This window comes from Bifidobacterium pullorum subsp. saeculare (genome assembly GCF_016899725.1).
Classification (GTDB): Bacteria; Actinomycetota; Actinomycetes; order Actinomycetales; family Bifidobacteriaceae; genus Bifidobacterium; species Bifidobacterium pullorum_C.
Map to the genome: position 1 here is coordinate 211,447 of NZ_JACLYU010000001.1, position 22,834 is coordinate 234,280.

Annotated in this window: 17 protein-coding genes and 1 pseudogene; 14 read left to right on the forward strand and 4 right to left on the reverse strand. The window is 69.4% G+C overall.

Annotated elements, in window-relative coordinates:
* Nucleotides 1–8: 8 nt before the first annotated feature.
* The 13 genes from H7U32_RS00865 to priA all read left to right on the forward strand — a co-directional run bounded on the left by H7U32_RS00865 (nt 9) and on the right by priA (nt 13,826).
* Nucleotides 9–494 (forward strand): cell division protein SepF, encoded by a 486-nt coding sequence (locus tag H7U32_RS00865; protein ID WP_204467189.1) that lies wholly within the window; start codon nt 9–11, stop codon nt 492–494.
* Between the two features lie 36 nt (nt 495–530).
* Nucleotides 531–812 carry a YggT family protein gene (locus H7U32_RS00870; protein WP_204467191.1) on the forward strand — a complete coding sequence of 94 codons (282 nt, stop codon included), beginning with the start codon at nt 531–533 and terminating at the stop codon, nt 810–812.
* Between the two features lie 77 nt (nt 813–889).
* Nucleotides 890–2,257: a DivIVA domain-containing protein gene (locus H7U32_RS00875; protein ID WP_204467192.1), complete on the forward strand. Its 1,368-nt coding sequence runs from the start codon at nt 890–892 to the stop codon at nt 2,255–2,257.
* Entirely contained in the window at nt 2,254–2,808 is a 555-nt protein-coding gene (locus H7U32_RS00880; RefSeq protein ID WP_204467194.1) for a signal peptidase II, read from the forward strand. Before H7U32_RS00875 ends, H7U32_RS00880 begins: the two co-directional genes overlap by 4 nt.
* The gene (locus H7U32_RS00885; RefSeq protein ID WP_204467196.1) at nt 2,805–3,749 is read left to right on the forward strand and encodes an RluA family pseudouridine synthase; all 945 of its coding nucleotides are present in this window, start codon (nt 2,805–2,807) and stop codon (nt 3,747–3,749) included. Before H7U32_RS00880 ends, H7U32_RS00885 begins: the two co-directional genes overlap by 4 nt.
* Before the next feature lie 14 nt (nt 3,750–3,763).
* Nucleotides 3,764–7,345, forward strand: coding sequence for a DNA polymerase III subunit alpha (gene dnaE, locus H7U32_RS00890; protein ID WP_204467198.1), 3,582 nt, complete (start codon nt 3,764–3,766; stop codon nt 7,343–7,345).
* Between the two features lie 77 nt (nt 7,346–7,422).
* Nucleotides 7,423–8,304, forward strand: a complete 882-nt coding sequence (locus H7U32_RS00895) for an aldo/keto reductase (RefSeq protein WP_204467200.1) — start codon at nt 7,423–7,425, stop codon at nt 8,302–8,304.
* Between the two features lie 108 nt (nt 8,305–8,412).
* Complete coding sequence (gene hisD, locus H7U32_RS00900; protein ID WP_204467202.1) at nt 8,413–9,810, forward strand: histidinol dehydrogenase; 1,398 nt, start codon at nt 8,413–8,415, stop codon at nt 9,808–9,810.
* A complete protein-coding gene (locus H7U32_RS00905) occupies nt 9,807–10,967 on the forward strand; it encodes a histidinol-phosphate transaminase (protein WP_204467204.1) in 1,161 nt (386 codons plus the stop codon). Before hisD ends, H7U32_RS00905 begins: the two co-directional genes overlap by 4 nt.
* Before the next feature lie 47 nt (nt 10,968–11,014).
* Nucleotides 11,015–11,614, forward strand: coding sequence for an imidazoleglycerol-phosphate dehydratase HisB (gene hisB / locus H7U32_RS00910; protein WP_204467206.1), 600 nt, complete (start codon nt 11,015–11,017; stop codon nt 11,612–11,614).
* Nucleotides 11,614–12,333, forward strand: coding sequence for a hypothetical protein (locus H7U32_RS00915; RefSeq protein ID WP_204467208.1), 720 nt, complete (start codon nt 11,614–11,616; stop codon nt 12,331–12,333). Before hisB ends, H7U32_RS00915 begins: the two co-directional genes overlap by 1 nt.
* A 64-nt stretch (nt 12,334–12,397) precedes the next feature.
* Nucleotides 12,398–13,042: an imidazole glycerol phosphate synthase subunit HisH gene (gene hisH / locus H7U32_RS00920; RefSeq protein WP_204467210.1), complete on the forward strand. Its 645-nt coding sequence runs from the start codon at nt 12,398–12,400 to the stop codon at nt 13,040–13,042.
* 55 nt (nt 13,043–13,097) lie between these two features.
* Nucleotides 13,098–13,826 (forward strand): bifunctional 1-(5-phosphoribosyl)-5-((5-phosphoribosylamino)methylideneamino)imidazole-4-carboxamide isomerase/phosphoribosylanthranilate isomerase PriA, encoded by a 729-nt coding sequence (gene priA / locus H7U32_RS00925; RefSeq protein WP_204467211.1) that lies wholly within the window; start codon nt 13,098–13,100, stop codon nt 13,824–13,826.
* Nucleotides 13,827–13,877: 51 nt separating this feature from the next.
* Here priA and H7U32_RS00930 read toward each other — a convergent pair whose 3' ends face one another.
* Nucleotides 13,878–15,326: a DUF2252 domain-containing protein gene (locus tag H7U32_RS00930; RefSeq protein WP_204467213.1), complete on the reverse strand. Its 1,449-nt coding sequence runs from the start codon at nt 15,324–15,326 to the stop codon at nt 13,878–13,880.
* Between the two features lie 103 nt (nt 15,327–15,429).
* Between H7U32_RS00930 and H7U32_RS00935 the strand changes: the two genes are divergently transcribed.
* On the forward strand, nt 15,430–16,767 hold the full coding sequence (locus H7U32_RS00935) for a glutamine synthetase family protein (protein ID WP_204467215.1): 1,338 nt from the start codon (nt 15,430–15,432) through the stop codon (nt 16,765–16,767).
* Between the two features lie 66 nt (nt 16,768–16,833).
* On the opposite strand, the pseudogene H7U32_RS00940 reads toward H7U32_RS00935, so the two are convergent.
* From H7U32_RS00940 to H7U32_RS00950, 3 genes and pseudogenes are all read right to left on the reverse strand, one after another.
* Nucleotides 16,834–17,963, reverse strand: a pseudogene (locus H7U32_RS00940) (MFS transporter).
* 125 nt (nt 17,964–18,088) lie between these two features.
* Entirely contained in the window at nt 18,089–22,171 is a 4,083-nt protein-coding gene (hrpA, locus tag H7U32_RS00945) for an ATP-dependent RNA helicase HrpA (RefSeq protein WP_204467216.1), read from the reverse strand.
* Nucleotides 22,168–22,770, reverse strand: a complete 603-nt coding sequence (locus tag H7U32_RS00950; RefSeq protein ID WP_239457401.1) for a class I SAM-dependent methyltransferase — start codon at nt 22,768–22,770, stop codon at nt 22,168–22,170. The genes hrpA and H7U32_RS00950 overlap by 4 nt, the downstream gene beginning before the upstream one ends.
* Nucleotides 22,771–22,834 lie beyond the last annotated feature (64 nt).

The window sequence follows — 22,834 nt, forward strand, 5'->3', positions numbered from 1 at the left end:
ACCCTGACATGGCAGGCTTCATGAAGAACGCGATGTCCTACCTGGGCATGAGCGACGTGGCGGAGGACGACGACTTCGAGGACGAGGAGCCTCAGACTCCGGCGGGCCAGTCCTCCTCCTTCGACTCCGACCACTCCGTGACGCCCACGGGCACGCAGGCAGCCCCCTCCGCGTCCGCGACGGCGCGCGAGGCCAGCCCCTTCGCCGGCCGCGGCGTCAGCCGCATCACCACCATCCACCCCAAGACCTATGAGGATGCCCAGATGGTGGGCCGTGCGATCCGCGACGGCGTGCCGGTGGTGCTCAACCTCACCGGTGTGCCGGAGGCCGTCGCCTACCGCATCGTCGATTTCTCCGCCGGCGTCGTGTTCGGCGTGCGTGGATCGATCGAGCGCGTCACTCCGCGCGTGTTCCTCCTGAGCCCGGCCCAGGTGAACATCAAGGTCGAGGAGCCGGCCTCCGGCGACAACGCCCACGATCTGTTCGCCGACTGACCCTGTTCCGCCATCCAGCCCTACGGACCCGACGTTATGCTGCTGCTCATCGTGATGAGGATCCTCGACTTCCTCATCGACGCCTACATCACCGTGCTCGTCGTGCGCATGATCCTCGACTGGGTGGCGGTGCTCGCGCCGCGCTGGTATCCGCGCGGCGTCGTCGCCTCCCTGATCGACGTGGTCTACCGGCTCACCGACCCGCCGTTGCGCTGGCTGCGCCGCTATATTCCGGCGTTGCCGTTGGGGCCCATCGCGCTGGATATGAGCTTCATCGTGCTCTACTTCGCGCTCGTGGTGCTGCGTGTCCTCATCTGAGCGGCGGGCCCCGTGCTAGAGTCGTGGATTGATACGTACCAATGCGAGGCACTGCCCCGAAGCGAGGTGTAAGATTCATGGCTCTGTTGACGCCGAAGGACATTAGGGAGCATACCTTCCAGACCGTCCGATTCAAGGAGGGCTACGATGTCGACGAGGTCGACGATTTCCTGGACCAGGTGACCGAGACCGTCGAGGCCCTGGGCAAGCAGGCGGTCGCCGCCGGTCAGTCCACGCAGTCCCTGGGCCCGGACGTGGCCGGGCTCAACACCAAGATCTCCGACCTGACCGCCCAGGTGGAACAGCTGACCGCGGAGAACAAGAAGCTCAAGGAGGAGCGCCCCGCGGGCGACCAGTCCGCCCAGGTCGATGCCACCAAGCTCGCCGAGGCCGAGGAATCCAACCGCGCCCTTGCCCAGCAGAACGAGCAGCTCAAGGGCCAGGTCGACCAGCTCAACGCGCAGGTCGACCAGCTCACGGCCCAGGCCGCGCAGGCCTCGGGCAACCAGGACGCCGTGGCCCAGCAGATCGCCGCCGTGCAGCACGAGCGCGACCAGTACCGCGCCAAGGGCGAGGAGCTGGCCCGCCAGCTGGCCGCCGCCCAGCAGCAGCTGCAGGCCGCCGCCCAGCAGTCCCAGCAGCTCGCCGACCTCAGCCGTCAGCTCGAGGAATCCAAGCAGCGCGAGAACCAGCTGCGCGAGCAGGTGGCCAAGGTCGAGCCGAGCACCGAGACCGGTTCCCTGCAGAAGATCGCCGGCGCCGCGGCCCAGGCCAGCACCGAGCCGGAGCGCGCCACCGCGATGCTCACCCTGGCCATGCAGCTGCATGACCAGTATGTGGACAAGGGCAAGGCCAAGGCCCAGCAGATCACCGAGGCCAGCCAGGCCAAGTACGAGGAGCTCGTCACCAAGGCCAACGACTACTCCAACCGCACCCGCACCGAGGCCGACGATTACAACCAGCGCGTGCACTCCGAGGCCGACCAGTATTCGGCCAAGACGCGCCAGGAGGCCGACTCCTACTCCAAGCAGACGCACGACGACGCCGACGCCTATTCGGCCAAGACGCGCCAGGACGCCGACGCCTATTCGGCCAAGACGCGCCAGGACGCCGACGACTACTCGACCCAGACCCGTCAGGGCGCGGACTCGTACCTCGCTTCCAAGAGCGACGAGGCCGACCAGTACGAGGTGCAGGTCCACGAGCGCGCCGGTGCCTACGACCAGCAGACCCGTGCCGCCGCCGACGACTACGCCGCCCAGGTGCACGCCAAGCTGGAGCAGGATTCCAAGGTCATCGAAGGCAACATCCAGGGCCTCAAGCAGTTCGAGACCGAGTACCGTGCCCGCCTGACCGACTTCCTCGGCCAGCTCGCCGCCCAGGTCTCCCAGGCCAACGGCTACGAAGCCACCGAGCAGTCCGCTCCCGCCCAGCAGCAGGCATGAGCGGAACCCGACTCATCCTAGGACGGCCGCGCGCACGTGTGGCCGTCCTCGCATGCGTGGCGGTCGTGGCCCTCGCGCTCGACCAGGGCACCAAGCTGCTGGCTGAGGCGACGCTGGCCGACGGTCGCACCATCACCGTCATCCCCGGGCTGCTCGCCCTCAAGCTCGTGCATAACCCCGGCGCCTCGCTGGGAATGGGCTCCGGGCACACCTGGGCCATCGCCCTGCTGGCGGTCGCCGCGTGCGTTGCGCTCGTCGTCGCCGCCCTGCGCACCGTCAACCTCGTGTGGACGGCGGCGCTGTCCCTGGCCTTCGCCGGGGCCTTCGGCAATCTCATCGACCGCATCGCCTACGCCGAGGGCTTCCTCGACGGCAAGGTCGTCGATTTCCTCGACTACGGCTGGTCGGTGGGCAACGTCGCCGACATCTTCCTCATGGCCGCCGGCATCGCCGTCGTCGTGCTCATCCTGCTCAACGTGCCGTTCAGCGCGAAGGACCTGGCCACGGATGGCGCGGGCCGCGATGAGCGGGAGGAGGCCGGCGGCCGATGACATCCCGTGTGGTCCCTGCCCCCGACGCGCTCATCGGCCGACGATTCGACGTGGCCGTCGCCAAGATGCTCGGCCTGTCGCGGTCCAAGGCCGCCGAACTCATCGACGCCGGCCAGGTGCGCGTGCTCGGCCGCGACATCGCCCGGTCCGGCTCGCTGCAAGACGGCGAGATGGTCGAGATCGACCTGCCCGAGGAACGCGAGACACCCGAACCCATCGCCGAGGACATGCCCGTCGTCTACGAGGACGAGGACATCGTCGTCGTGGACAAGCCGGTGGGCGTGGCCGCGCACGCCTCCGTCGGGTGGTCCGGTCCCACGGTGCTCGGCTCGCTGCGGGACCGGGGCGTGGCCATCACCAAGCTCGGCGCCGCCGGCCGCGAAGGCATCGTCTCCCGGCTTGACGTGGGCACCTCTGGCCTGATGCTCGTGTGCAAGTCCGACCTCGCCTACACCGAGATGCGCCGCCAGTTCGCCGAGCACGAGGTCGTCAAAACCTACCATGCGCTGCCGCAGGGCAATCTGGTCCAGGACCGGGCCACGATCGACGCGCCTATCGGCCGCGCCAAGGTGGCCGACTTCCGATTCACCGTCACGCCGGCCGGCAAACCCGCCATCACCCACTGGGATGTGATGGAGCGATTCGGCGAGGCCACGCTCGCCAAAGTCAACCTGGAGACCGGCCGCACCCACCAGATTCGCGTCCATTTCTCCTCGATCGGCCATCCGCTCGTCGGCGATCCGATGTACGGGGCCAACCCGCGCCTGGCCGAGGAGCTCGGGCTCCAGCGCCAATGGCTGCATGCGATGCAACTCGAGTTCCGCCATCCGCGCACCCGGCTGTGGACCACCGTCACCTCGCCCCAGTACCCTGCCGACCTCGCCCACGCGCTCGATATGCTGCGCGCCCGCGGCCAGCGGCCGGCGGCGTGCGGGCAGTGAGGTATCGTGGACGCATGACTCGATCCGGCAACTTCGTCCACCTGCACAACCACACGCACTACTCGCTGCTCGACGGCGCGTCGAAGATCCCGGACCTGGCCCGCAAGGCCGCCGAACTCGGCATGCCGGCCGTGGGCATCGCCGACCACGGCAACATGCACGGCGCCTACGAGATGTTCACCAACTGCGTGGCCAACGGCGTCAAGCCCATCATCGGCATCGAGGCCTACACCACGCCGGAGACCGCGCGCGGCGACAAGGCCCGCGTCAGCTGGGACACCAACTGGGATCCCAACATGGACCCCAAGCACCGCCGGCGCAATCCGAACGACGTCTCCGGCGGCGGCCTGATCGCGCATCTGACGCTGTGGGCGGAGAACGACGAGGGCCTCGTCAACCTCATCAAGGCGAGCTCCGTGGCCAACCTCGAGGGCCGCGTGCAACGCTACCCGCGCATGGACAAGGAGGTGCTGTCCACCTACTCGAAAGGCGTGATCTGCGGCTCCGGCTGCCCCTCGGGCATCATCCAGACCAGGCTGGCGCTCGGCCAGTTCGACGAGGCGCTGCGCTACGCGGGCGAACTGCAGGACATCTACGGGCGCGACAACTTCTTCATCGAGATCATGGACCACAACCTGGAGCTCGAACGCAAGAACATCCCCGGACTGCTCGAGATCGCCAAACGGCTCAACGCGCCGCTGCTGGCCACCAACGACTCGCATTACGTGGAGGCCAAGGACGCCGAGGCCCAGGACGCGATGCTGTGCATCAACTCCGGCGAACGGCTCGACAACCCCGACCGCTTCAAATTCGAGGGCGAAGGCTACTACCTGCGCCCCGCGGAGGAGATGCGCGAACTGTTCAAGGACTTCCCCGGCGCCTGCGACAACACGCTCGAGGTGGCCGAACGCTGCAACGTGATCTTCGACGACCACGAGGACGGCGCGTTCATGCCGCGCTTCGACTGCCCGGAGGGCTGGGACGAGGCCTCCCTGTTCCTCAAGAAGGTGGAGGAGGGCTTGGAACGCCGCTACGAGGGCAACGTGCCGCTGCAGGTGAGCAAGCAGGCGGACTACGAATGCGGCGTGATCTGCCAGATGCAGTTCTGCGGCTACTTCCTGGTGGTGGCCGACTACATCCAGTGGGCCAAGGACCACGGCATCATGGTGGGGCCGGGCCGAGGCTCGGCCGCAGGCTCGATGGTCGCCTACGCGATGGGCATCACCGAGCTCGACCCGCTGGAGCATGGCCTGATCTTCGAACGCTTCCTCAATCCCGAACGCGTCAGCCTGCCGGATATCGACGTGGACTTCGACCCCGAGGGCCGGCTGGAGGTCATCGACTACTGCGGCGAGAAATACGGCCGCGACAAGGTGGCCCAGTGCGTGATCTACGGCGTGATCAAAACCAAGCAGGCGCTCAAGGACTCGGCGCGCATCATGGGCTACGAGTTCTCGGTGGGCGACATGGTCACCAAGGCGCTGCCGCCGAGCAAGAACGGCAAGGACGCCTCGCTCAAGGAGATCTTCGACCCGGCCTCGAAGCGCTACGCTGAGGCGCGCGAGTTCCGCGAGCTGTACGACGCGAACCCGGACGTGCACCGCATCGTCGACAAGGCCAAGATGCTCGAGGGGCTGATCCGTCAGACCGGCGTGCACGCCTGCGCCACGATCATGGGCTCCGAGCCGATCACCGACACCTCCCCGCTGCTCGAGCGCGTGGACGGCACCGTGACCACCACGTTCGAATACCACACCTGCGAGACGCTGGGCCTGGTCAAGATGGACTTCCTGGGCCTGTCCAACCTCACGGTGATCCAGGACACCCTGAAGAACATCAAGGCCAACGGCAAGGAGCCGATCGACTACACCAAGATCCCGCTGGACGACAAGGCCACCTACGAGCTGCTTTCCCGCGGCGACACGCTTGGCGTGTTCCAGCTCGATTCCGACGGCATGCGCGCCCTGCTGCGCTCGCTGCACCCGGACAACTTCAACGATATCTCCGCCCTCATCGCCCTGTACCGGCCGGGCCCGATGGATATGGACTCGCACAACAGCTACGCGCGGCGCAAGAACGGGCTGGAGAAGGTCACGCCGATCCACCCCGAGCTCGAGGAGCCGCTCAAGCAGGTGCTCGACGAGACCTACGGTCTGATCGTCTACCAGGAGCAGGTGCAGTCCGCCGCCCGCATCCTGGCCGGCTATTCGCTGGGCAAGGCCGACGTGCTCCGGCGTGCCATGGGCAAGAAGAAGCCCGAGGTGCTGGCCAAGGAGAAGATCCCGTTCTTCGAGGGCATGAAGGAGCACGGCTACTCCGAAGAGGCCGCGCAGGCCGTGTGGGACGTGCTCGTCCCGTTCTCCGGCTACGCGTTCAACAAGGCGCACTCCGCCGCCTACGGCCTGATCTCCTACTGGACCGCGTACCTCAAGACCCACTATCCGGTGGAGTTCATGGCCGCCCTGCTCCAGGGCACCAAGGACAACAAGGACAAAACCGCCCTGTACTTGGGCGAGGCCCGCCGCATGGGCATCCAGGTGCTCTCCCCGGACGTCAACGAGTCCGTGTACGCCTACTCCGCCGTCGGCGACGTCGTGCGCTTCGGCCTGGGCGCCATCCGCAACGTGGGAGACAAGGCCGTGGCCGACATCATCGCCGAACGCGAGGGGCCCAAGGGCAAGTTCGTCGACTTCATGGACTTCATCCGCCGCGTGCCGATCTCCGTGCTCAACCGGCGCCTGGTCGAATCGCTGATCAAGGCCGGCGCCTTCGACTCCATCTCCCCGAACCGCCGCGCGCTCTACCAGGTGCACGAGGCCGCCATCGACTCGGTCATCGGCATCAAGCGCAAGCAGGCCGAGGGCCAGTTCGACCTGTTCGCCGACATGGACGACGCCGGCGCCGGGGACATGGGCGACGCCGTGGTCAACGTGCCCGACGTGGAGGAATGGGACAAGAAGACCAAGCTCAACTTCGAGCGTGAGATGCTCGGCCTGTACGTCTCCGACCATCCGCTCTCCGGCATGACCGCCGTGCTCGCAGGGCTGCGCGAGATGTCCATCGCGCATCTCATCGACCGTGCCAAGACGATGGGGGAGGGCCAGCAGGTCACGCTCGCCGGCCTCATCACCGGCGTGGACCGGCGCGTTTCCAAGAAGGGCAACCCGTGGGCCATCGTCACGATCGAGGATCTGGAGAGCTCGATCCAGTGCATGTTCTTCGGCAAGGTGTACGAGGCCGCCGCCACGGAGCTCGCCGTCGACCAGGTGGTGCAGATTCGCGGCGTGGTGGAATTGCGCGACGAGACCGTGAGCCTGAGGGCCACGGAGATGCAGGTGCCGAGCCTGGAGGCGGCGGACACCAAGCCCGTCGTCATCACGCTGCCCCAGGCGGCGCTCGGCCAGGACCGGATGCGACGGCTCGGCCAGGTGCTCGCCGCGCACCCCGGCTACTGCGAGGTCAAGCTCGCCATCGTCGATGGCAAGGGCGCCGCCCAGGTGCTGACCTTTGGCGACCGATTCCGCGTCAAGCGCGACACCGAGCTCTTCGCCGACCTCAAGATCCTCCTGGGGCCACACTGCCTGCCCGCCGCGTGAAGCGGCGCCGGGGCGTCCACCGGACGGGCCTAGACTGAAGGAGGACATCATCGGATGGTCTTCCAAAGAAGGGAACGATGACGCAGTCCAATGGCACGCTCCGGGTCGAGCTCAACGACGCCACCCACACCATGATCCCGCAGACCGGGTTCGGCACCTTCCAGATTCCGCCCGAGGACACGCAGCGGGCCGTCGAGGAGGCGCTCGAGATCGGCTACCGGCACATCGACACGGCCGCCGCCTACTACAACGAGAAGGAGGTGGGCGACGCCCTCAGGGCCACCAGCATGGCGGGCAAGGTGTTCGTCACCACGAAGCTGCGCAACTGCGACCAAGGCCGGGACGCCGCCCGCTACGCCCTCGAGGAGTCGCTCAGGAAGCTCGGCCTCGACCGTGTGGACATGTACCTCATCCACTGGCCGTTCCCGGCCATCGGCCGCTACGCCGAGACCTGGCGCTCGCTGCTGGAGCTGCGCGACGAAGGGCTTATCGGCGTGCCCGGCGTGAGCAACTTCCTGCCCGAACACCTCGAGGTCATCGCCGCGGACTCCGGCGAGGCGCCGGCCGTCGACCAGATCGAGGTGCATCCGCGCTTCAGCCAGCCGGAGACGCTCGCCTACTGCACGGAGCATGGCATCGCGGTGGAGGCGTACTCGCCGCTCGGCCACGGCGCCGACACGGACGCCGAGCCGGTGCTCGCCGCGGCCAAGGCGCATGGCGTCACCCCGGCGCAGGTCGTGCTGCGCTGGCACACGCAGCAGGGGCGCATCGTGATCCCCAAGTCGAAGCATCCCGAACGCATGCGCCAGAACCTCGCCGCCACAGGCTTCGACCTGACCGACGCCGAGCTCATGGCCATCGACGCCCTGCACACGCCGACCGGCCGCGTCGGCGGTGACCCGCGCACCAACGTCTGCTCGCAATCCTGGGCCGACCAGCACGCCCGCGGCAACATCTGAGGCGCGCGCCGCGGCGCCGGCCGGCCGCATCCGGCCGGCCGTCCGCCCATCGGACGGAAACGGCCGATGGGTGGGACGGGGGAGCGCCCCGGCGTTACGATGGGGCCCATGAGCGAGAACATCATGCGAATCATCGACCTGCGCGGCAAGAACCTGTCCCGCGCCGAACTGCTCGCGGCCATGCCGCGCGCCGCCATGGGCACTGCCGAGGCCACCGACCTCGTGCGCCCGATCCTCGAGGACGTCAAGGAGCGCGGCGCCGCGGCCCTGCGCGACTACGAGGAGAAGTTCGACGGCGTGGCCCCGAAGCATCTGCGCGTGCCCGCCGAGGCCATCGCCGCCTCCCTGGAGACGCTCGATCCGGAGGTCCGCGCCGCCATCGAGGAGTCGGTGCGCCGCGCCCGCGCCGTCGCCGCCAGCCAGGTGCCCCACGACTTCGCCACCGACCTGGCCGAAGGCGCCCGCGTGGCCGAGCGTTGGATCCCAATCCAGCGCGTGGGCCTGTACGTGCCCGGCGGCAAGGCCGTCTACCCCTCCTCGGTGATCATGAACGCCGTGCCCGCCCAGGCCGCCGGCGTCGAATCGCTCGCCATCGCCACCCCGCCCGCCAAGGGCGACCCGGAGGGCCTGCCCAACCGCACGATCCTCGCCACCTGCGCCATCCTGGGCGTCAGCGAGGTGTACGCGGTCGGCGGCGCCCAGGCCATCGCCATGTTCGCCTACGGCGCCAAGGGCTCCGAGCCGCAGGACGGCGGCGTGCTGTGCGACCCGGTCGACAAGATCACCGGCCCCGGCAACATCTTCGTGGCCACCGCCAAGTCCCTCGTCTCCGGCTTCGTCGGCATCGACGCGGTGGCCGGCCCCACCGAGATCGGCATCATCGCCGACTCCACCGCCGACCCGCGCTTCCTGGCCGTCGACCTCATCGGCCAGGCCGAGCACGACGAGCTCGCCGGCTCCGTGCTCTTCACCGACGACCCGGTGCTCGCCGGCAAGGTGCAGGCCGAGCTCGCCGTCCGCGTGCCGCGCACCGAGCACGCCGAGCGCGTGCACACCTCGCTGTCCGGCAGCCAGTCCGCCATCGTCCTGACCGACGGCCTCGACCAGTCCATCGACGCGGCCAACGCCTACGCGGCCGAGCACCTGGAGATCCAGACCGCCGACGCGGACGCCGTCGTGGGGCGCATCCGCAACGCCGGCGCCATCTTCCGCGGCCCCTACTCGCCGGTGCCGCTGGGCGACTACATGTCCGGCTCCAACCATGTGCTGCCCACCGGCGGCACCGCCCGCTTCGCCGCCGGCCTGGGCGTGCACACCTTCATGAAGCCCGTCGAGGTCATCGAATACGACGAGGCCGGCCTCAAGGCGCTCGCCGCGCGCATCAACGCCTTCGCGGTCTCCGAGGACCTGCCCGGCCACGGCGAATGCGTGCTCACCCGATTCGTCAAGGACCCGTACGACAAGGCCACGCTCGACGAGCAGGAGAAGGAGGCCGGTCTCAAGTGAGCGCCATCCCCGCCAGCCTGCCGCTGCGCAACGACCTCATCGGCGAGGAGCCCTACGGCGCGCCCCAGCTCGACGTGCCGGTGTGCCTCAACGTCAACGAGAACCCGTACCCGCCCGAGCCGGCCGTGTGCGACGCCATCGCCGCCCGCGTGCGCGCCATCGCCCCGACGCTCAACCGCTACCCGGACCGCGAGCATGTGGCGCTGCGCCAGGCCTTCGCCGGCTACCTCGAACGCGAGTCCGGGGCGCGCCTGGAGGTCGGCCAGCTGTGGGGCGCCAACGGCTCCAACGAGATCATGCTCCAGCTGTTCCAGGCCTTCGGCGGGCCGGGGCGCACCGCGATTGGCGCCGACCCCACGTACTCGATGTACCCCGAGTACGCGCGCGACACCTTCACCGGCTGGCAGCTCGCCCACCGCAACGCCGACTTCACGCTCGACGTCGACCGCCTCATCGCCCGCATCGAGGAGACCGGCCCGTCGATGGTGCTGCTGACCAACCCGAACAACCCCACCGGCACCCCGCTGCCGCAGGCCGACATCGAACGCGTGCTCGCCGCCTGTGAACAGGTGCAGGTGGCGGGGGCCAACCCCGGCGTCCGCCCGGTCGTCGTCATCGACGAGGCCTACATCGAGTTCCGCGACCCGGGCACCCCCAGCGCCGTCACGCTCATCGGGGAGCATCCGAACCTCGCGGTGAGCCGCACGATGAGCAAGGCCTTCGCCTTCGCCGGCGCGCGCGTCGGCTACCTGGCCGCCGACCAGGGCATCATCGACTGCGTGCGCATCGTGCGCATGCCCTACCATCTGAGCGCCGTCACCCAGGCCGCGGCGCTCGCCGCCTTCGAGCACACCGACGAGCAGCTCGCCCGCGTGGCCCACCTGCGCGACACGCGCGACGCCACCGCCGCCTGGCTTAAGACCCAGACCTACAAGGGCACGCCGCTGCGCGTGGCCGACTCGCAGTCGAACTTCCTGCTCTTCGGCGGCTGCTTCGACCATCGCGACGCCATCTTCGACGCGATGCTCGAGCGCGGTGTGCTCATCCGCGTCGTCGGCCCCGAAGGCTGGCTGCGCGTGTGCATGGGCACCGACGCGGAGATGGCGCGTTTCCGCGAAGCGCTTGTGGAGTCCCTGCGTATAGTGGAACAGCAGTAAGGCCCCGCCCGGCCGCGGAAGGCGGGGCGCCGAGGAAGGAGCGCCGGATGGCACGCACCGCACACATCGTCCGCGAGACCAGCGAATCGCATATCGACCTCGCGCTGGACCTCGACGGCACCGGCAGGACGGACATCAGCACGTCCGTGCCGTTCTACGACCATATGATGACCGCGTTGGGCAAGCATTCGCTCATCGACCTGACGATCAAGGCGCATGGTGACACCGACATCGACGTCCACCACACCGTGGAGGACACCGCCATCGTCTTCGGCGAGGCCCTCAGGCAGGCCCTGGGCGACAAGCGCGGCATCTGCCGGTTCGCCGACGCCACCGTGCCGCTCGACGAGGCGCTCGCCACGGCCGTCGTCGACATCTCCGGCCGACCGTACTGCGTGTGCTCTGGCGAGCCCGACGGCTTCGAATACTGCATGATCGGCGGCCATTTCACCGGCTCGCTGGTGCGCCACGTCATGGAATCCATCGCGCTGCACGCCGGCATCTGCCTGCACCTGTGCGTGCTGGCCGGCCGCGACCCCCACCACATCGCCGAGGCCGAGTTCAAGGCCGTCGCCCGCGCGCTGCGCGCCGCCGTGGAACCCGATCCGCGCGTGCATGGCATCCCCAGCACGAAGGGGGCGCTGTGATGGCCGACGACACCAAGGATCCGCTGGACGGCCTCGACCCCGACGACGCCCACTTCACCGACGAGGACCTCGACCGCGCGATGGCCGACTTCGAGAAGGAGTTCCACGCCGGAGATGCCTCCGACGCCGCCGCGATACCGGACGACGCCGGCGACCTGCCGAACATCGGCGACGTGGAGATCCCCGCCGACGCCTCCGCCATCGACGCCTCCGTCGGCTTCGAGGACGAGCTGCAGGGCCTGCTCGGCAACAAGGCCAAGGTCGCGGTGCTCGTCACCCGCATCGCCTCCGCCGAGCTGCTCGCCGCCTTCTGCCAGCTGGCCGACATCTCCGCCGAATGCCTCGGCTCCAACCAGGGCGCCTGCGCGGTGCTGCGCAACCTCGACGGCGACGGGCCCGAGGCCGCCGCGCGCGACCTGACCACCGTGGTCAACGGCATGTCGCTCATCCTCGCCGTCAACCGCGCCGACAAGCTCGAGGCGACGCTGTACATGCACGGCAAGGCCGGGCAGACCATCGCGCCGCCGATCCTGTTCACCTCCACGCCCCGGTTCGTGGAGGACCTGACGCTGGGCATCGTCAACATCGCACAGCTGCGGACCGAAGGCTTCGAAACCGTCGACTCCGCCTCGCTCAGCCATGACGAGGCCATGGAGGTGCTCGCGCGCCACACCCGCTTCGGCCGCGGCGGCGCCACGAAGGGCTCGCGCGTCGAATAGCGGGCGTTCCGGCCGCGCCGGCCGTCACCAGGTCGCGCGGCTACGCACAAGAGGAAGGGAACCTATGACCACAGCGGTCGTCTTCGACTATGGATTCGGCAACGTGCGCTCGATGGTGCGGGCGCTCGCCCGCCTCGGCGTCGACGTGACGCTCACCAGCGACTACCGCCAGGCCCTGGAGGCCGATGGCCTCGTCGTGCCCGGCGTCGGCGCCTTCGCCGCCTGCATGCGCGGGCTGCGGCAGGTCTCCGGCGACCGCGTGGTCTACGACCGCCTGCGCGCCGGCCGTCCGGTGCTCGGCGTGTGTGTCGGCCTGCAGGTGCTGTTCGAGCACGGCGTGGAACGCGGCGCCGACACCGCCGGCCTCGGCCTGGTCGGCGGCACCGTCGACCTGCTCGACGCGGACGTCGTCCCCCACATGGGATGGGACACCGTCGACGCGGCCCCCGGATCCACGCTGCTCAAGGGCGTGGAGGGGGAGCGCTTCTACTTCGTGCACTCCTACGCGGCCTGCTCCGCCACCCCCGCCGACCGCTCCGACCTGAGCCTCGACCTCGGCCCCGGCCAGCTGACCACCTGGTGCGACTACGGCCGCAGCCGCTTCGTGGCCGCCTACGAACGCGGCCCGCTCATGGCCACCCAGTTCCACCCGGAGAAATCCGGCGACGCCGGCGCCGAGCTGCTGCGCAACTGGACCGCCACCTGCTGAGCGCCCCGCGCCGCCCCGTCCACCAGTCCATCCGAAGGAAAGGAACGCATCAACCATGGCCCTCACCCTGCTTCCCGCCGTCGACGTGCGCGACGGCAAGGCCGTCCGTCTGCGCCAGGGCGAATCCGGATCCGAAACCGACTACGGCTCGCCGCTGGAGGCCGCCCGCACCTGGGTTCAGGCCGGCGCGCATTGGATCCACCTGGTCGACCTCGACGCCGCCTTCGGCACGGGGGACAACCGCGCCCAGCTGCGGCGGATCGTCCAGGAGCTCGGCGGCCAGGTCAACATCGAGATGTCCGGCGGCGTGCGCGACGACGCCAGCCTCGACGCCGCCCTGGAGGCCGGCGCCGCCCGCGTGAACATCGGCACCGCCGCGTTGGAGAACCCCGAATGGACGCGCCGCGCCATCGCCCGCTACGGCGAGAAGGTGGCCGTCGGCCTCGACGTGCGCGGCCACACGCTCGCCGCGCGCGGCTGGACCAAGGAGGGCGGCGACCTCTTCGAGACGATGCGGATGCTCGACGACGCCGGCTGCTCCCGCTACGTGGTCACCGACGTCGCCCGCGACGGCATGATGTCCGGGCCGAACCTGGAGCTGCTGCGCGAGGTCGCCGAGCGCACCGACGCCAAGGTCACGGCCTCCGGCGGCATCTCCAGCCTCGACGACCTGCGGCATATCAAGGAGCTCGCGCCGCTCGGCGTCGACTCGGCCATCCTGGGCAAGTCCCTGTACGCGCGCGCCTTCACGCTCCAGGAGGCGCTGGCCGTCGCCCAGGACTGAGACCGACCGAAGGCGCGGCGGCCTGCCCGGCCGCCGTGGCCTCGGTGCTATTTAGCGCGCGCAGGGCAGCGCGCCGATGCCGATGAGGTTCATAAACACCTCGTAGTCGGCCTCGGTCTGGTCGGCGTAGGAATCGGCGAAGGCGGCCACCGCCTCGTCGAATTCGGTGTCGTCGCCCATATACGCGGCGATGGCCAGCGCGTCGCCGGTGCGCGCATGGGCGTGCGCCAGGCAGCGCGCGCACAGGCGCGACAGATCCGAAAGCCCCAGGTAATCGAGATCGTCCAGGTCGATCGACCCCTTGCCGTTCCACAGTTGGCGCACATAGTAGTCGCGCGTGCGGCCGTCCTCGCCGATGAAGCTCGACCAGCCGAGCAAGATGTCCGCGGTGGACTGGATGAGCTTCTGGCCCTGCACCACGCGCTCGCCATGCGTGGCGTAGGGGGAGGCGCCGCAATAGTGCTCGAGCACCGAATGCGTGGCCTCCTTCATCTGGATCATGAGCGGGTCGCTGGCGTCGCGGCCGGTGAGGATCGTCGCCCATGCGCGCTGGCCCACCGAACCGACGCCCACCACCTTGCGCGCCGTGTCCTGGTAATGGTAGAGGTCGAGCACATGGCGGCGGTCCTCGTACAGCGAGTGACGGTAGTGCTCGAACAGGGTGTCGATGCGCGCCTGCAGCGCCTCCAGGTCGTAGTAGTAGTCCTGCAGTTCGCTCAGCGGCACCAGCTCCGGCGGCTTCGACTTGAAGCGCAGCTTGCGCCCGTCGAAATACGTGAGCTTGGCCGCCGCCGCGTCGTTGTCCTTCTTCGCGGCCTTCTCCGCCGCCTGCTGCAGCGTGCGGTTGCGCTTGCCGCCGGTGGTGCGCGCGTACCGGGCCAGCGACTCGGCCACGTCGATATGGTCGTACCAGGCGTCCAGATAGTCCATCTCGGCGTACTCGGCCACATGCTCGCGGTAGGAGCGCAGGCAGCGCATCACCGCGTCATGGCGTTCCTTCGGCCTCAGCCCGTTGGCGCGGCCGCAGATCTCCACCGAACAGGCCAGGCGCTTGATGTCCCACTCCCAGGGGCCGGTGGTCGTCTCGTCGAAGTCGTTGACATCGAACACGAGGCGGGCCGAGGGGGAGCGGAACATGCCGAAGTTGCCGATATGCGCGTCGCCCACGCACTGCACCGGCACGCCGGTGACCGGCGTGTGCGACAGGTCCTCGGTCATGATGAGCACGGTGCCGCGGTAGAACGTGAACGCGTTGGCGCTCATCCGCTTGTACCGCAGCGGGATGAGTTCGCTCACGCGCACCGCCGACTGCTCCTCCAGCAGGGAGATGGCCGCGCGCCGGCCCTCGCGCACCTGCCAGACGGCATGCGAGGCCAACGGTACGCGGGCGCGCAGCGCCTCGCCGGCGGCGCGGCGCTCCTCGGGGGTGCGGGCCTGATACCAGGAACGCACGTCGACGGGCGGATGGACGGACGGGGTCAGATGGCTCTGTTGCTGCATGGCTCCACGATAGCGCGGCCGCCGGGTGCGCCGCCCCATTTAGCAGCATTCCGTGACACCGGCGTTAACAAGGCGCTTACACGCCGGTGTGACGATATGCCTCATGGACAAGCAGCAAGAGTTCGCCCTGCGCACCGTCGAGGAACGCGACGTGCGCTTCATCCGGCTCTGGTTCACCGACGTCATCGGCACGCTCAAGTCGGTCGCCATCGCACCCGCCGAGCTCGAGGCGGCGTTCGAGGAGGGCCTCGGATTCGACGGCTCCGCCATCGAGGGCATGACCCGCGTCTCCGAGGACGACATGATCGTCAAGCCCGACCCCTCCACCTTCCAGATCCTGCCGTGGCGCGGCGGCCCCCAGGGCACGGCGCGCATGTTCTGCGACGTGCTCACCCCCGACGGCGAGCCCAGCCTCGGCGACCCGCGCCATGTGCTCAAGCGCGCGCTCGCCAAGGCCAAGGAGAAGGGCTTCTCCTTCTACGTGCACCCGGAGATCGAGTTCTACTTGTTCGAGCAGCAGGACGACTGGTCCAAGCCGCCGGTGCCGATCGACGAGGGCGGCTACTTCGACCATGTGCCGCGCAGCCCCGGCATGGACTTCCGCCGCGCCACCGTGAACATGCTCGAGCAGATGGGCATCTCCGTCGAGTATTCGCACCATGAGGGCGGCCCCGGCCAGAACGAGATCGACCTGCGCTACGCCGACGCGCTGACCACCGCGGACAACATCATGACCTTCCGCACCGTGGTCAAGGAGATCTCCCTCGAACGCGGCATCCACGCCAGCTTCATGCCCAAGCCGCTGGCGGACGCCCCGGGCTCCGGCATGCACACGCATCTGAGCCTGTTCGCCGACGACGCGAACGCCTTCTACGAGGCCGGCCAGGAGTACAACATGTCCCTGACGGCCCGCCAGTTCGCGGCCGGCATCCTCTACCACGCGGCGGAGATCTGCGCGGTCACCGACCAGTACGTCAACTCCTACAAGCGCCTGTGGGGCGGCAACGAGGCCCCCAGCTACATCTGCTGGGGCCACAACAACCGCTCCGCGCTGCTGCGCATCCCGCAGTACAAGCCCGGCAAAGGCAACTCGGCGCGCATGGAGTTCCGTGCCCTCGACCCGGTGACCAACCCGTACCTGGCGTTCGCGGTGCTGCTGGCCGCGGGCCTCGACGGCATCGAACGGCAGATGACGCTGGGCGAGCCGACCAGCGACGACGTCTGGGAGCTCACCGACGCCGAACGCCGCGCGATGGGCATCGAGCCGCTGCCCACCTCGCTGGGCGCCGCGCTCAAGGTGATGGAGAAGTCCGACTTCATGGCCGAGGTGCTCGGCGAGCATGCTTTCGAGTACTTCCTGCGCAACCGCCGCCATGAGTGGGAGGAATACAACCGCCAGGTCACGCCGTACGAGCTGCGCAAGGGCCTGCCGCGCCTGTGATGGCACGCTACGGCACACTACGGCACATCGGGGGCCGGCCTGAATTAGGCCGGCCCCCAGTGTTGTTCAGCGGATGATGAAGCGGCGCAGCCAGGTGGTCACTGCGACCGCCAGCAGCGCGAAGACGGCGCCGAAGGGACCGAGCCAGGCCAGGCCCAGATGGTCGTTGACCAGGCCGCCGACCGCCGATCCCAGGGCGATGCCGATGTTGAAGCTCATCGAGTTGAGCGAGGCCGCCAGATTGAGCGAGCCCGGATGCGCTTCCGCGGCGACATCCATGTACAGCACCTGCGAAGCCGAGTTCTGCAGGTACATGAGCAGACCCAGCGCCACGAGCAGCACCGCGCCGAACACCGGGTTGGCGCCGGCGAAGGCGAGGGCCGCAAGGACGACGGCCTGCGTCAGATAGATCGGGCGCCCCGGGCGAGTGGCTCCACGCCACGGCCCCGGTCGGCCAGCTTGCCGCCGTGGAGATTGCTCCACAGGCAGGCCAGGCCGTAGACCACCAGCCCCAGGCTGAGGAAGCGCTCGGGCACATGCACCTCGTCGCGCATGATGGGCGTCAGATAGGTGTAGAACACATAGCTTGCGGCCGCGCCGCACACCACCGCGGCGACGCCCAGCTGGATGCGGCGGTCGAAGAACAGGCGGAACTGGCGCAGGAAGCCGATGCGCTGTGGCGGCGCGGAGGCACGGTGGGGCAGGAAAACCCACATCGCGCCCATGAGCGCGACGACCAGCACCCAGATGAGGTGGAAGCTCCAGCGCCATCCCAGCGCGTCGGCGATCCAGGTGCCCACCGGCACACCGGCGACGGAGGCGATCGAGAAGCCGGAGAACACCCAGGCGATGAACTTCGTGCGGAAGCGCGGCACGGTCACATCGTCGGCATAGGTCATCGCGACGGCCACCAAGGTGCCGGACACGGCGGCGATGAGCAGACGGGCCACCAGCAGCACCGGATAGGTGGGCGCGAACGCGCACAGCAGATTGCCGGCCAGGAACACGGCCATAAGTGCCATATGCGTGCCGAAGCGCGGGAACCGGGCCGACAGCGCGGCGCCCAACGGCGTGCACGGCGCGTACAGGAACGCGAATACCGCCACCAGGTTGCCCACCGTCACCTCGGAGACCCTCAGCCCCCGGGCGATGTCGGGCAGAATGCCCACGACCACGAATTCACTCATGCCCAGCATGAAGCTGGCGGCGACCAACGTCACCACCGGCGCGGTGAAGAAGCGTTCCCCGCCGCGCCGGTCCGTCCTATGTCCGTTCTTCTTCTCCTATGTCATAATCGGCCAGTGTAGCCGCCCGCCGCCACTCACGCGGCGAGCAGCCGGCGCAGGCGTTGGATCGACACCGGCCTGGGGGTGCCGAGCTCCTGCGCCCACAGGGACACGTAGAACTCCTCGAGCATCCAGCGGCCCTCCTCCGCCGTGGCTTCGAGCGCCTCGCGGCGCGGGCCGGCGGGCTCGGCGTCCGCCTTGCGGCGCGCGGCGTCCACGAGCCGGCGGGCCTCGTCGGCCTCCCACGCCCAGCGCACGTCGCGGTTCTTGTCCGCCTTCGCCTTCGCCAGGCGCAGCTCGTCGGCATGCAGATAGCGTTCGATATGCCGCAGCGAGCGTGGCGGCGCCTTGCCGATGAACCCGGGGAAGACCAGCGTGGCGATATGCTCGCGGATGGCCTGGAGCACCGAGAGCATCGGCAGGTCGGCCTTGCCGGAGGTGGCCTTGTCCACCTCGGCGTAGCGTCGGAGGATCGCGATGACGTCATGCGCCACCTGGTACACCGTGTCCTCGTACACCTCGCGCACGTCGAGCACCGCGTTCGCCAGCGCCTCGTCGTCGGTGAGCTTGGCCACCTCGGGCAGCAGCCGCTTGACGGCGGCCAGCTGGAGGTCCTCGACCAGCGCCTTCGTGTTCGGGTACGGCGCGGAGGCGAGCATCAGCGCCTCGGCGCCGAGCCAGCGCGAGGAGATGCGTTCGGCGGGCAGGCGCAGCGCGTCCAGCGCGCCCCGCCACAGCATCGCGGCGCGCGACTCGGTGGTGGCGCCCGCCCGGTGCAGCAGGTTCGCCTTCTCCACCACCTTGCCCTCGCCTTCGGCCTTGGCGGCCTTGCGCCGGACCATCTGGCGGGCGGAGGCCTCGGCCTGTTCGGCGAAGCGGCGCTGCAGGGCCTTGAGGTCCTTGCCGGTGCCGACCACCTTGACCGGCCCGCGCCCGCCGCGGCGCCCCCGCCCCCGGGCGCCGCCGCGCGCCGGCGGCAGCTCCTGCTCGATGGAGAACGTCATCCTCAGATGCGGGGCGAGCCGCTCCCACTGCTCGCCGGAGAGCACCTCCGGATGGATCTGGGCGCCGATGGTCTCGATCGCCGCGCGGGTGAACACATGCGGCAGGTCCGGCCACGCGGGCGCCGAGCCGTCCTGCGGGGCGGGCGGCAGGTTCGGCTTGAGCCGGTCGCCGGAGCCGGGCAGGTCGGGGTAGCGTTCGTCGATCCACGCGCGGATCGTGCGCGCCGCGTCGGGGGCGGGCACGAACTGCACGCGCAGCTGCTTGGGCAGCGATTTGATGAGCCCGAGCAGCAGCTCGTCGAGCAGGCCGGGCACATTCCACGTGAACTGGGCGGGCGTCAGGCGCGAAAGCACCTTGAGCGGCACATGCACGGTCACGCCGTCGGCCGGGTCGGCCGGGTCGTACACGTAGCTCAGGCGCAGGTCGATGGGCGTGCCGTCCGTGCCGACGGTGTGCCAATGGTCGGGGTAGTCGTCCAGGCTCACCGAGCCGGCGTCCGTGAGCCGCTCCACCTTCGACGGGTCGAAGCGCAGCAGCTCGGCGTCCTCGCCGGCGGGACCCTTGAGCCACTTGGCCAGGTCGGCCACGCAGGTCACGTCCTGGGGGATGCGCGCGTTGTAGAAGTCGAAGAGGTCCTCGTCGTTGACCGCGCCGGCCAGCTGGCGGGTGCGGCTCGCGTCCTCGGCGGCCTCCTCGAGCACGTCGCGGTTGCGTTCGATGAAGCCGTCGTGGGCGAAGCGCTGCTGGATGTCGCCCTCCACCAAGCCCTGGCGCAGCAGGAAGTCACGCGCCTCGGGCGGGTTGATGCGCCCCCATTGCACCGCGCGGTCCTGCACGATGGGCAGGCCGTACAGCAGCACGCGCGAGGTGGCCACGGCCGAGCCGCGCGAGCCGGACCAGTGCGGCTCCGCGTAGGTGGTGCGTGTGAGCGTGCCGGCCAACGGCTCCGCCCACGCCGGGTCGATGGCCGCCGAATACCGGGCCCACAGGCGGCTCGTCTCCACCAGCTCGGTGCTCATCACCCACGGCGGGGTGGCCTTGGCCACGGTGGAGGCGGGGAACAGCGCGAAATGCGTGCCGCGCGCGCCCTGGTAGTCGTTCTTCGCCATCTTCTGCGCGCGCTTGAGGGCCTTGGCCCGGGCGGCGCCCTTGAGGTTGGCGTAGTCGGAGGCCTTCGGCTCGCGCACCACCTGCATGCCCATCATCGACAGCAGCCCGGCGAGCATCGAGCGGTGGATGCCGTCGGCGTCCCACGAGCAGCACATCGAATGCGCGGCCTGCTGGTTGATCGGCAGCTGGCGCACCGTCAGGTCCGGCCGGGAGACCGGATGCGGCTCGCCCACGCGGAACCTCATCTCGCGGCACATCTGCCTGAGCTGGTTGACCAGGTCCTTCCACTGGCGCATGCGCAGCCAGCTGAAATGCTCGGCCTTGCAGATGCGGCGCAGCGCGTTGTTGGTCGGCTCGCCGTCCGCCTGGAACACGCGGTCCCAGATGTTCAGGGCCGTCAGGAAGTCGCTGGTCGCATCCGCGTAGCGGTTGTGGATGCGGTCGGCCTCCTCGCGCGCCTCGTCCGGGCGTTCGCGCGGGTCCTGCAGGCTCAGGAACGCCACGATGACGAGCACCGCGGCCAGCGTGTCCGGCGTGGTCTTCGCCGCCGCCTCGATGACCATGCGGCCCAGCCGCACGTCGATCGGGATGCGCGCCAGCTGCCGGCCGATATGGGTGAGCGTCACCTCGCCGCGCTTGCGGCCGATGGCCTTGAGCTCGGTGAGCTCGTTGAAGCCGTCGGAGACCGCCTTCATATCCGGCGGGTCGATGAAGCCGAAATGCGTCACATCCTCGGCGGTGCGGGCCACGCCCACCGACAGCATGTGGAGCACCACCGCGCCCAGGGAGGTCCTCAGGATCTCCGGCTCGGTGAAGCGGGGGCGCGTCTCGTAATCCTCGCGCGAGTACAGGCGGATCGCGATGCCGTCGGCCACGCGGCCGCAGCGGCCGGACCGCTGGTCGGCGCTCGCCTGGCTGATCGGCTCGATGGGCAGGCGCTGCACCTTCGCGGTCTTCGAATATCGGGAGATGCGCGCGGTGCCCGGGTCCACCACATAGCGGATGCCCGGCACCGTCAGCGAGGTCTCGGCCACGTTCGTGGCGATGACGATGCGCTGGTGGGCATGCGCCTCGAACACGCGGTGCTGCTCGGCGGCGGAGAGCCGGGCGAACAGCGGCATGATCTCGATCGCGTCCGCACGGCGCATGTCCGCGGCGCGCGGACCGTAGTGCTTGCGCAGCGCCGCTTCGAAGTCGTGGATGTCGCGCTCGCCGGAGGCGAACACGAGGATGTCTCGCGGGCCGCGCTCATGCGAGGAGTGGATGACGAGCTCGGCGCAGGCGCGCGCCACCGCGGTGGGCACGTCGGTGATGCCCTCGTCGTCGCCGTAGTCGTCGGAACCGGGGCGGGCGCCGGTCGCGAAGCCCGGCACCTCGCTCATCAGCGCGGGCGCGGCGCCCAGCGGCTCGTACACCACCTGCACCGGATACGTGCGCCCGGACACCTCGATCACCGGCACCGTGGTGTGCAGCGCCTCCTGGAAATGGTCGCGGAACTTCTCCGAATCGATCGTGGCGGAGGTGATGACGAGCTTGAGGTCGCGGCGCCGGGGCAGCAGCGCCGTGAGATACCCGAGCAGGAAGTCGATGTTCAGGCTGCGCTCGTGCGCCTCGTCGATGATGATCGTGTCGTAGCGGGAGAGCTCCGGGTCGCGTTGGATCTGCGCGAGCAGGATGCCGTCGGTCACCACGCGCAGGCGCGTGGTGGGGGAGCTCTCGTCGGTGAAGCGGACCTGGTAGCCGATCTCCTCGCCCAGGCGCACGCCCATCTCGGAGGCGATGCGTTCGGCCACGGTGCGCGCGGCGATGCGCCGCGGCTGGGTGTGCACGATCTGCCGGCCGTGCGTGCCACGGCCGAGCTCCAGCAGGATCTTGGGCAGCTGGGTGGTTTTACCGGAGCCGGTCTGGCCGGACACGATGACCACCTGCGAGGACCTCACGGCGTCGGCGATGGCGTCGCGCGCCGCCGACACCGGCAATTCGGGGGGATAAACGAATCTCATCTCAAGACTTCGATGATACGGAAGCCCTTGGAGCTGGCCATCTTGCCCACGGTGAATGCGTCGCCCAGCGCCTGTTCGAGCCAGGGGATGAGCGAGTCGGCGCCGAGGTTGCGCTGCACGACCAGGTAGGCGGCGCCGCCCTCCTTGAGCCGTGGCAGCCAGGCCATGAGCAGCGTGTGCAGCGCCTCCTTGCCGATGCGGATGGGCGGGTTCGACCAGATGAGGTCGAAGGCGAGGTCCTCCGGCATCGCCTCGCAGGGGAGCGCGGCGGTATGCGGCTGCTCGGCCAGCGGGCGGCCGTCCTGGCCGGTCTGCGCGACGTGGACGCGGCCGCAGCCGTTGGCCCGCGCGTTCGCGGCGGTGAGCTCCAGCGCACGCTCGTTGACGTCCACCGCCCACACGTCCGCGCCGGGGGAGTCGAGCGCCATGGCCAGCGCCACCGGGCCCCAGCCGCAGCCGAGGTCGAGGAACGCGCCCGCCTCGGGAGGTTCGGGGGCCTGCCGCAGCAGCACGGAGGTGCCCAGGTCGAGCCGGGAGCCGGAGAACACGCCGTGCGAGGTCGTAACCTCGGCCCGGTGCCCGCGCAGGTCGACCGTCAGCGTGCGGCGCGCGTCCTGCGACGCCGGCGCGGCGGAGAAATACTGTTCGCCGGACGCGCGCCCG

Bases quoted from the DNA above. Each gene is read 5' to 3' on its own strand.
- H7U32_RS00885 (WP_204467196.1), top strand. From the start codon at position 2,805: ATGACATCCCGTGTGGTCCCTGCCCCCGACGCGCTCATCGGCCGACGA.
- hisB (WP_204467206.1), top strand. From the start codon at position 11,015: ATGGCACGCACCGCACACATCGTCCGCGAGACCAGCGAATCGCATATC.
- H7U32_RS00875 (WP_204467192.1), top strand. From the start codon at position 890: ATGGCTCTGTTGACGCCGAAGGACATTAGGGAGCATACCTTCCAGACC.
- hrpA (WP_204467216.1), bottom strand. From the start codon at position 22,171: ATGAGATTCGTTTATCCCCCCGAATTGCCGGTGTCGGCGGCGCGCGAC.
- H7U32_RS00865 (WP_204467189.1), top strand. From the start codon at position 9: ATGGCAGGCTTCATGAAGAACGCGATGTCCTACCTGGGCATGAGCGAC.
- H7U32_RS00915 (WP_204467208.1), top strand. From the start codon at position 11,614: ATGGCCGACGACACCAAGGATCCGCTGGACGGCCTCGACCCCGACGAC.
- hisH (WP_204467210.1), top strand. From the start codon at position 12,398: ATGACCACAGCGGTCGTCTTCGACTATGGATTCGGCAACGTGCGCTCG.
- H7U32_RS00870 (WP_204467191.1), top strand. From the start codon at position 531: ATGCTGCTGCTCATCGTGATGAGGATCCTCGACTTCCTCATCGACGCC.
- H7U32_RS00895 (WP_204467200.1), top strand. From the start codon at position 7,423: ATGACGCAGTCCAATGGCACGCTCCGGGTCGAGCTCAACGACGCCACC.
- dnaE (WP_204467198.1), top strand. From the start codon at position 3,764: ATGACTCGATCCGGCAACTTCGTCCACCTGCACAACCACACGCACTAC.
- priA (WP_204467211.1), top strand. From the start codon at position 13,098: ATGGCCCTCACCCTGCTTCCCGCCGTCGACGTGCGCGACGGCAAGGCC.
- H7U32_RS00935 (WP_204467215.1), top strand. From the start codon at position 15,430: ATGGACAAGCAGCAAGAGTTCGCCCTGCGCACCGTCGAGGAACGCGAC.
- H7U32_RS00880 (WP_204467194.1), top strand. From the start codon at position 2,254: ATGAGCGGAACCCGACTCATCCTAGGACGGCCGCGCGCACGTGTGGCC.
- hisD (WP_204467202.1), top strand. From the start codon at position 8,413: ATGAGCGAGAACATCATGCGAATCATCGACCTGCGCGGCAAGAACCTG.
- H7U32_RS00930 (WP_204467213.1), bottom strand. From the start codon at position 15,326: ATGCAGCAACAGAGCCATCTGACCCCGTCCGTCCATCCGCCCGTCGAC.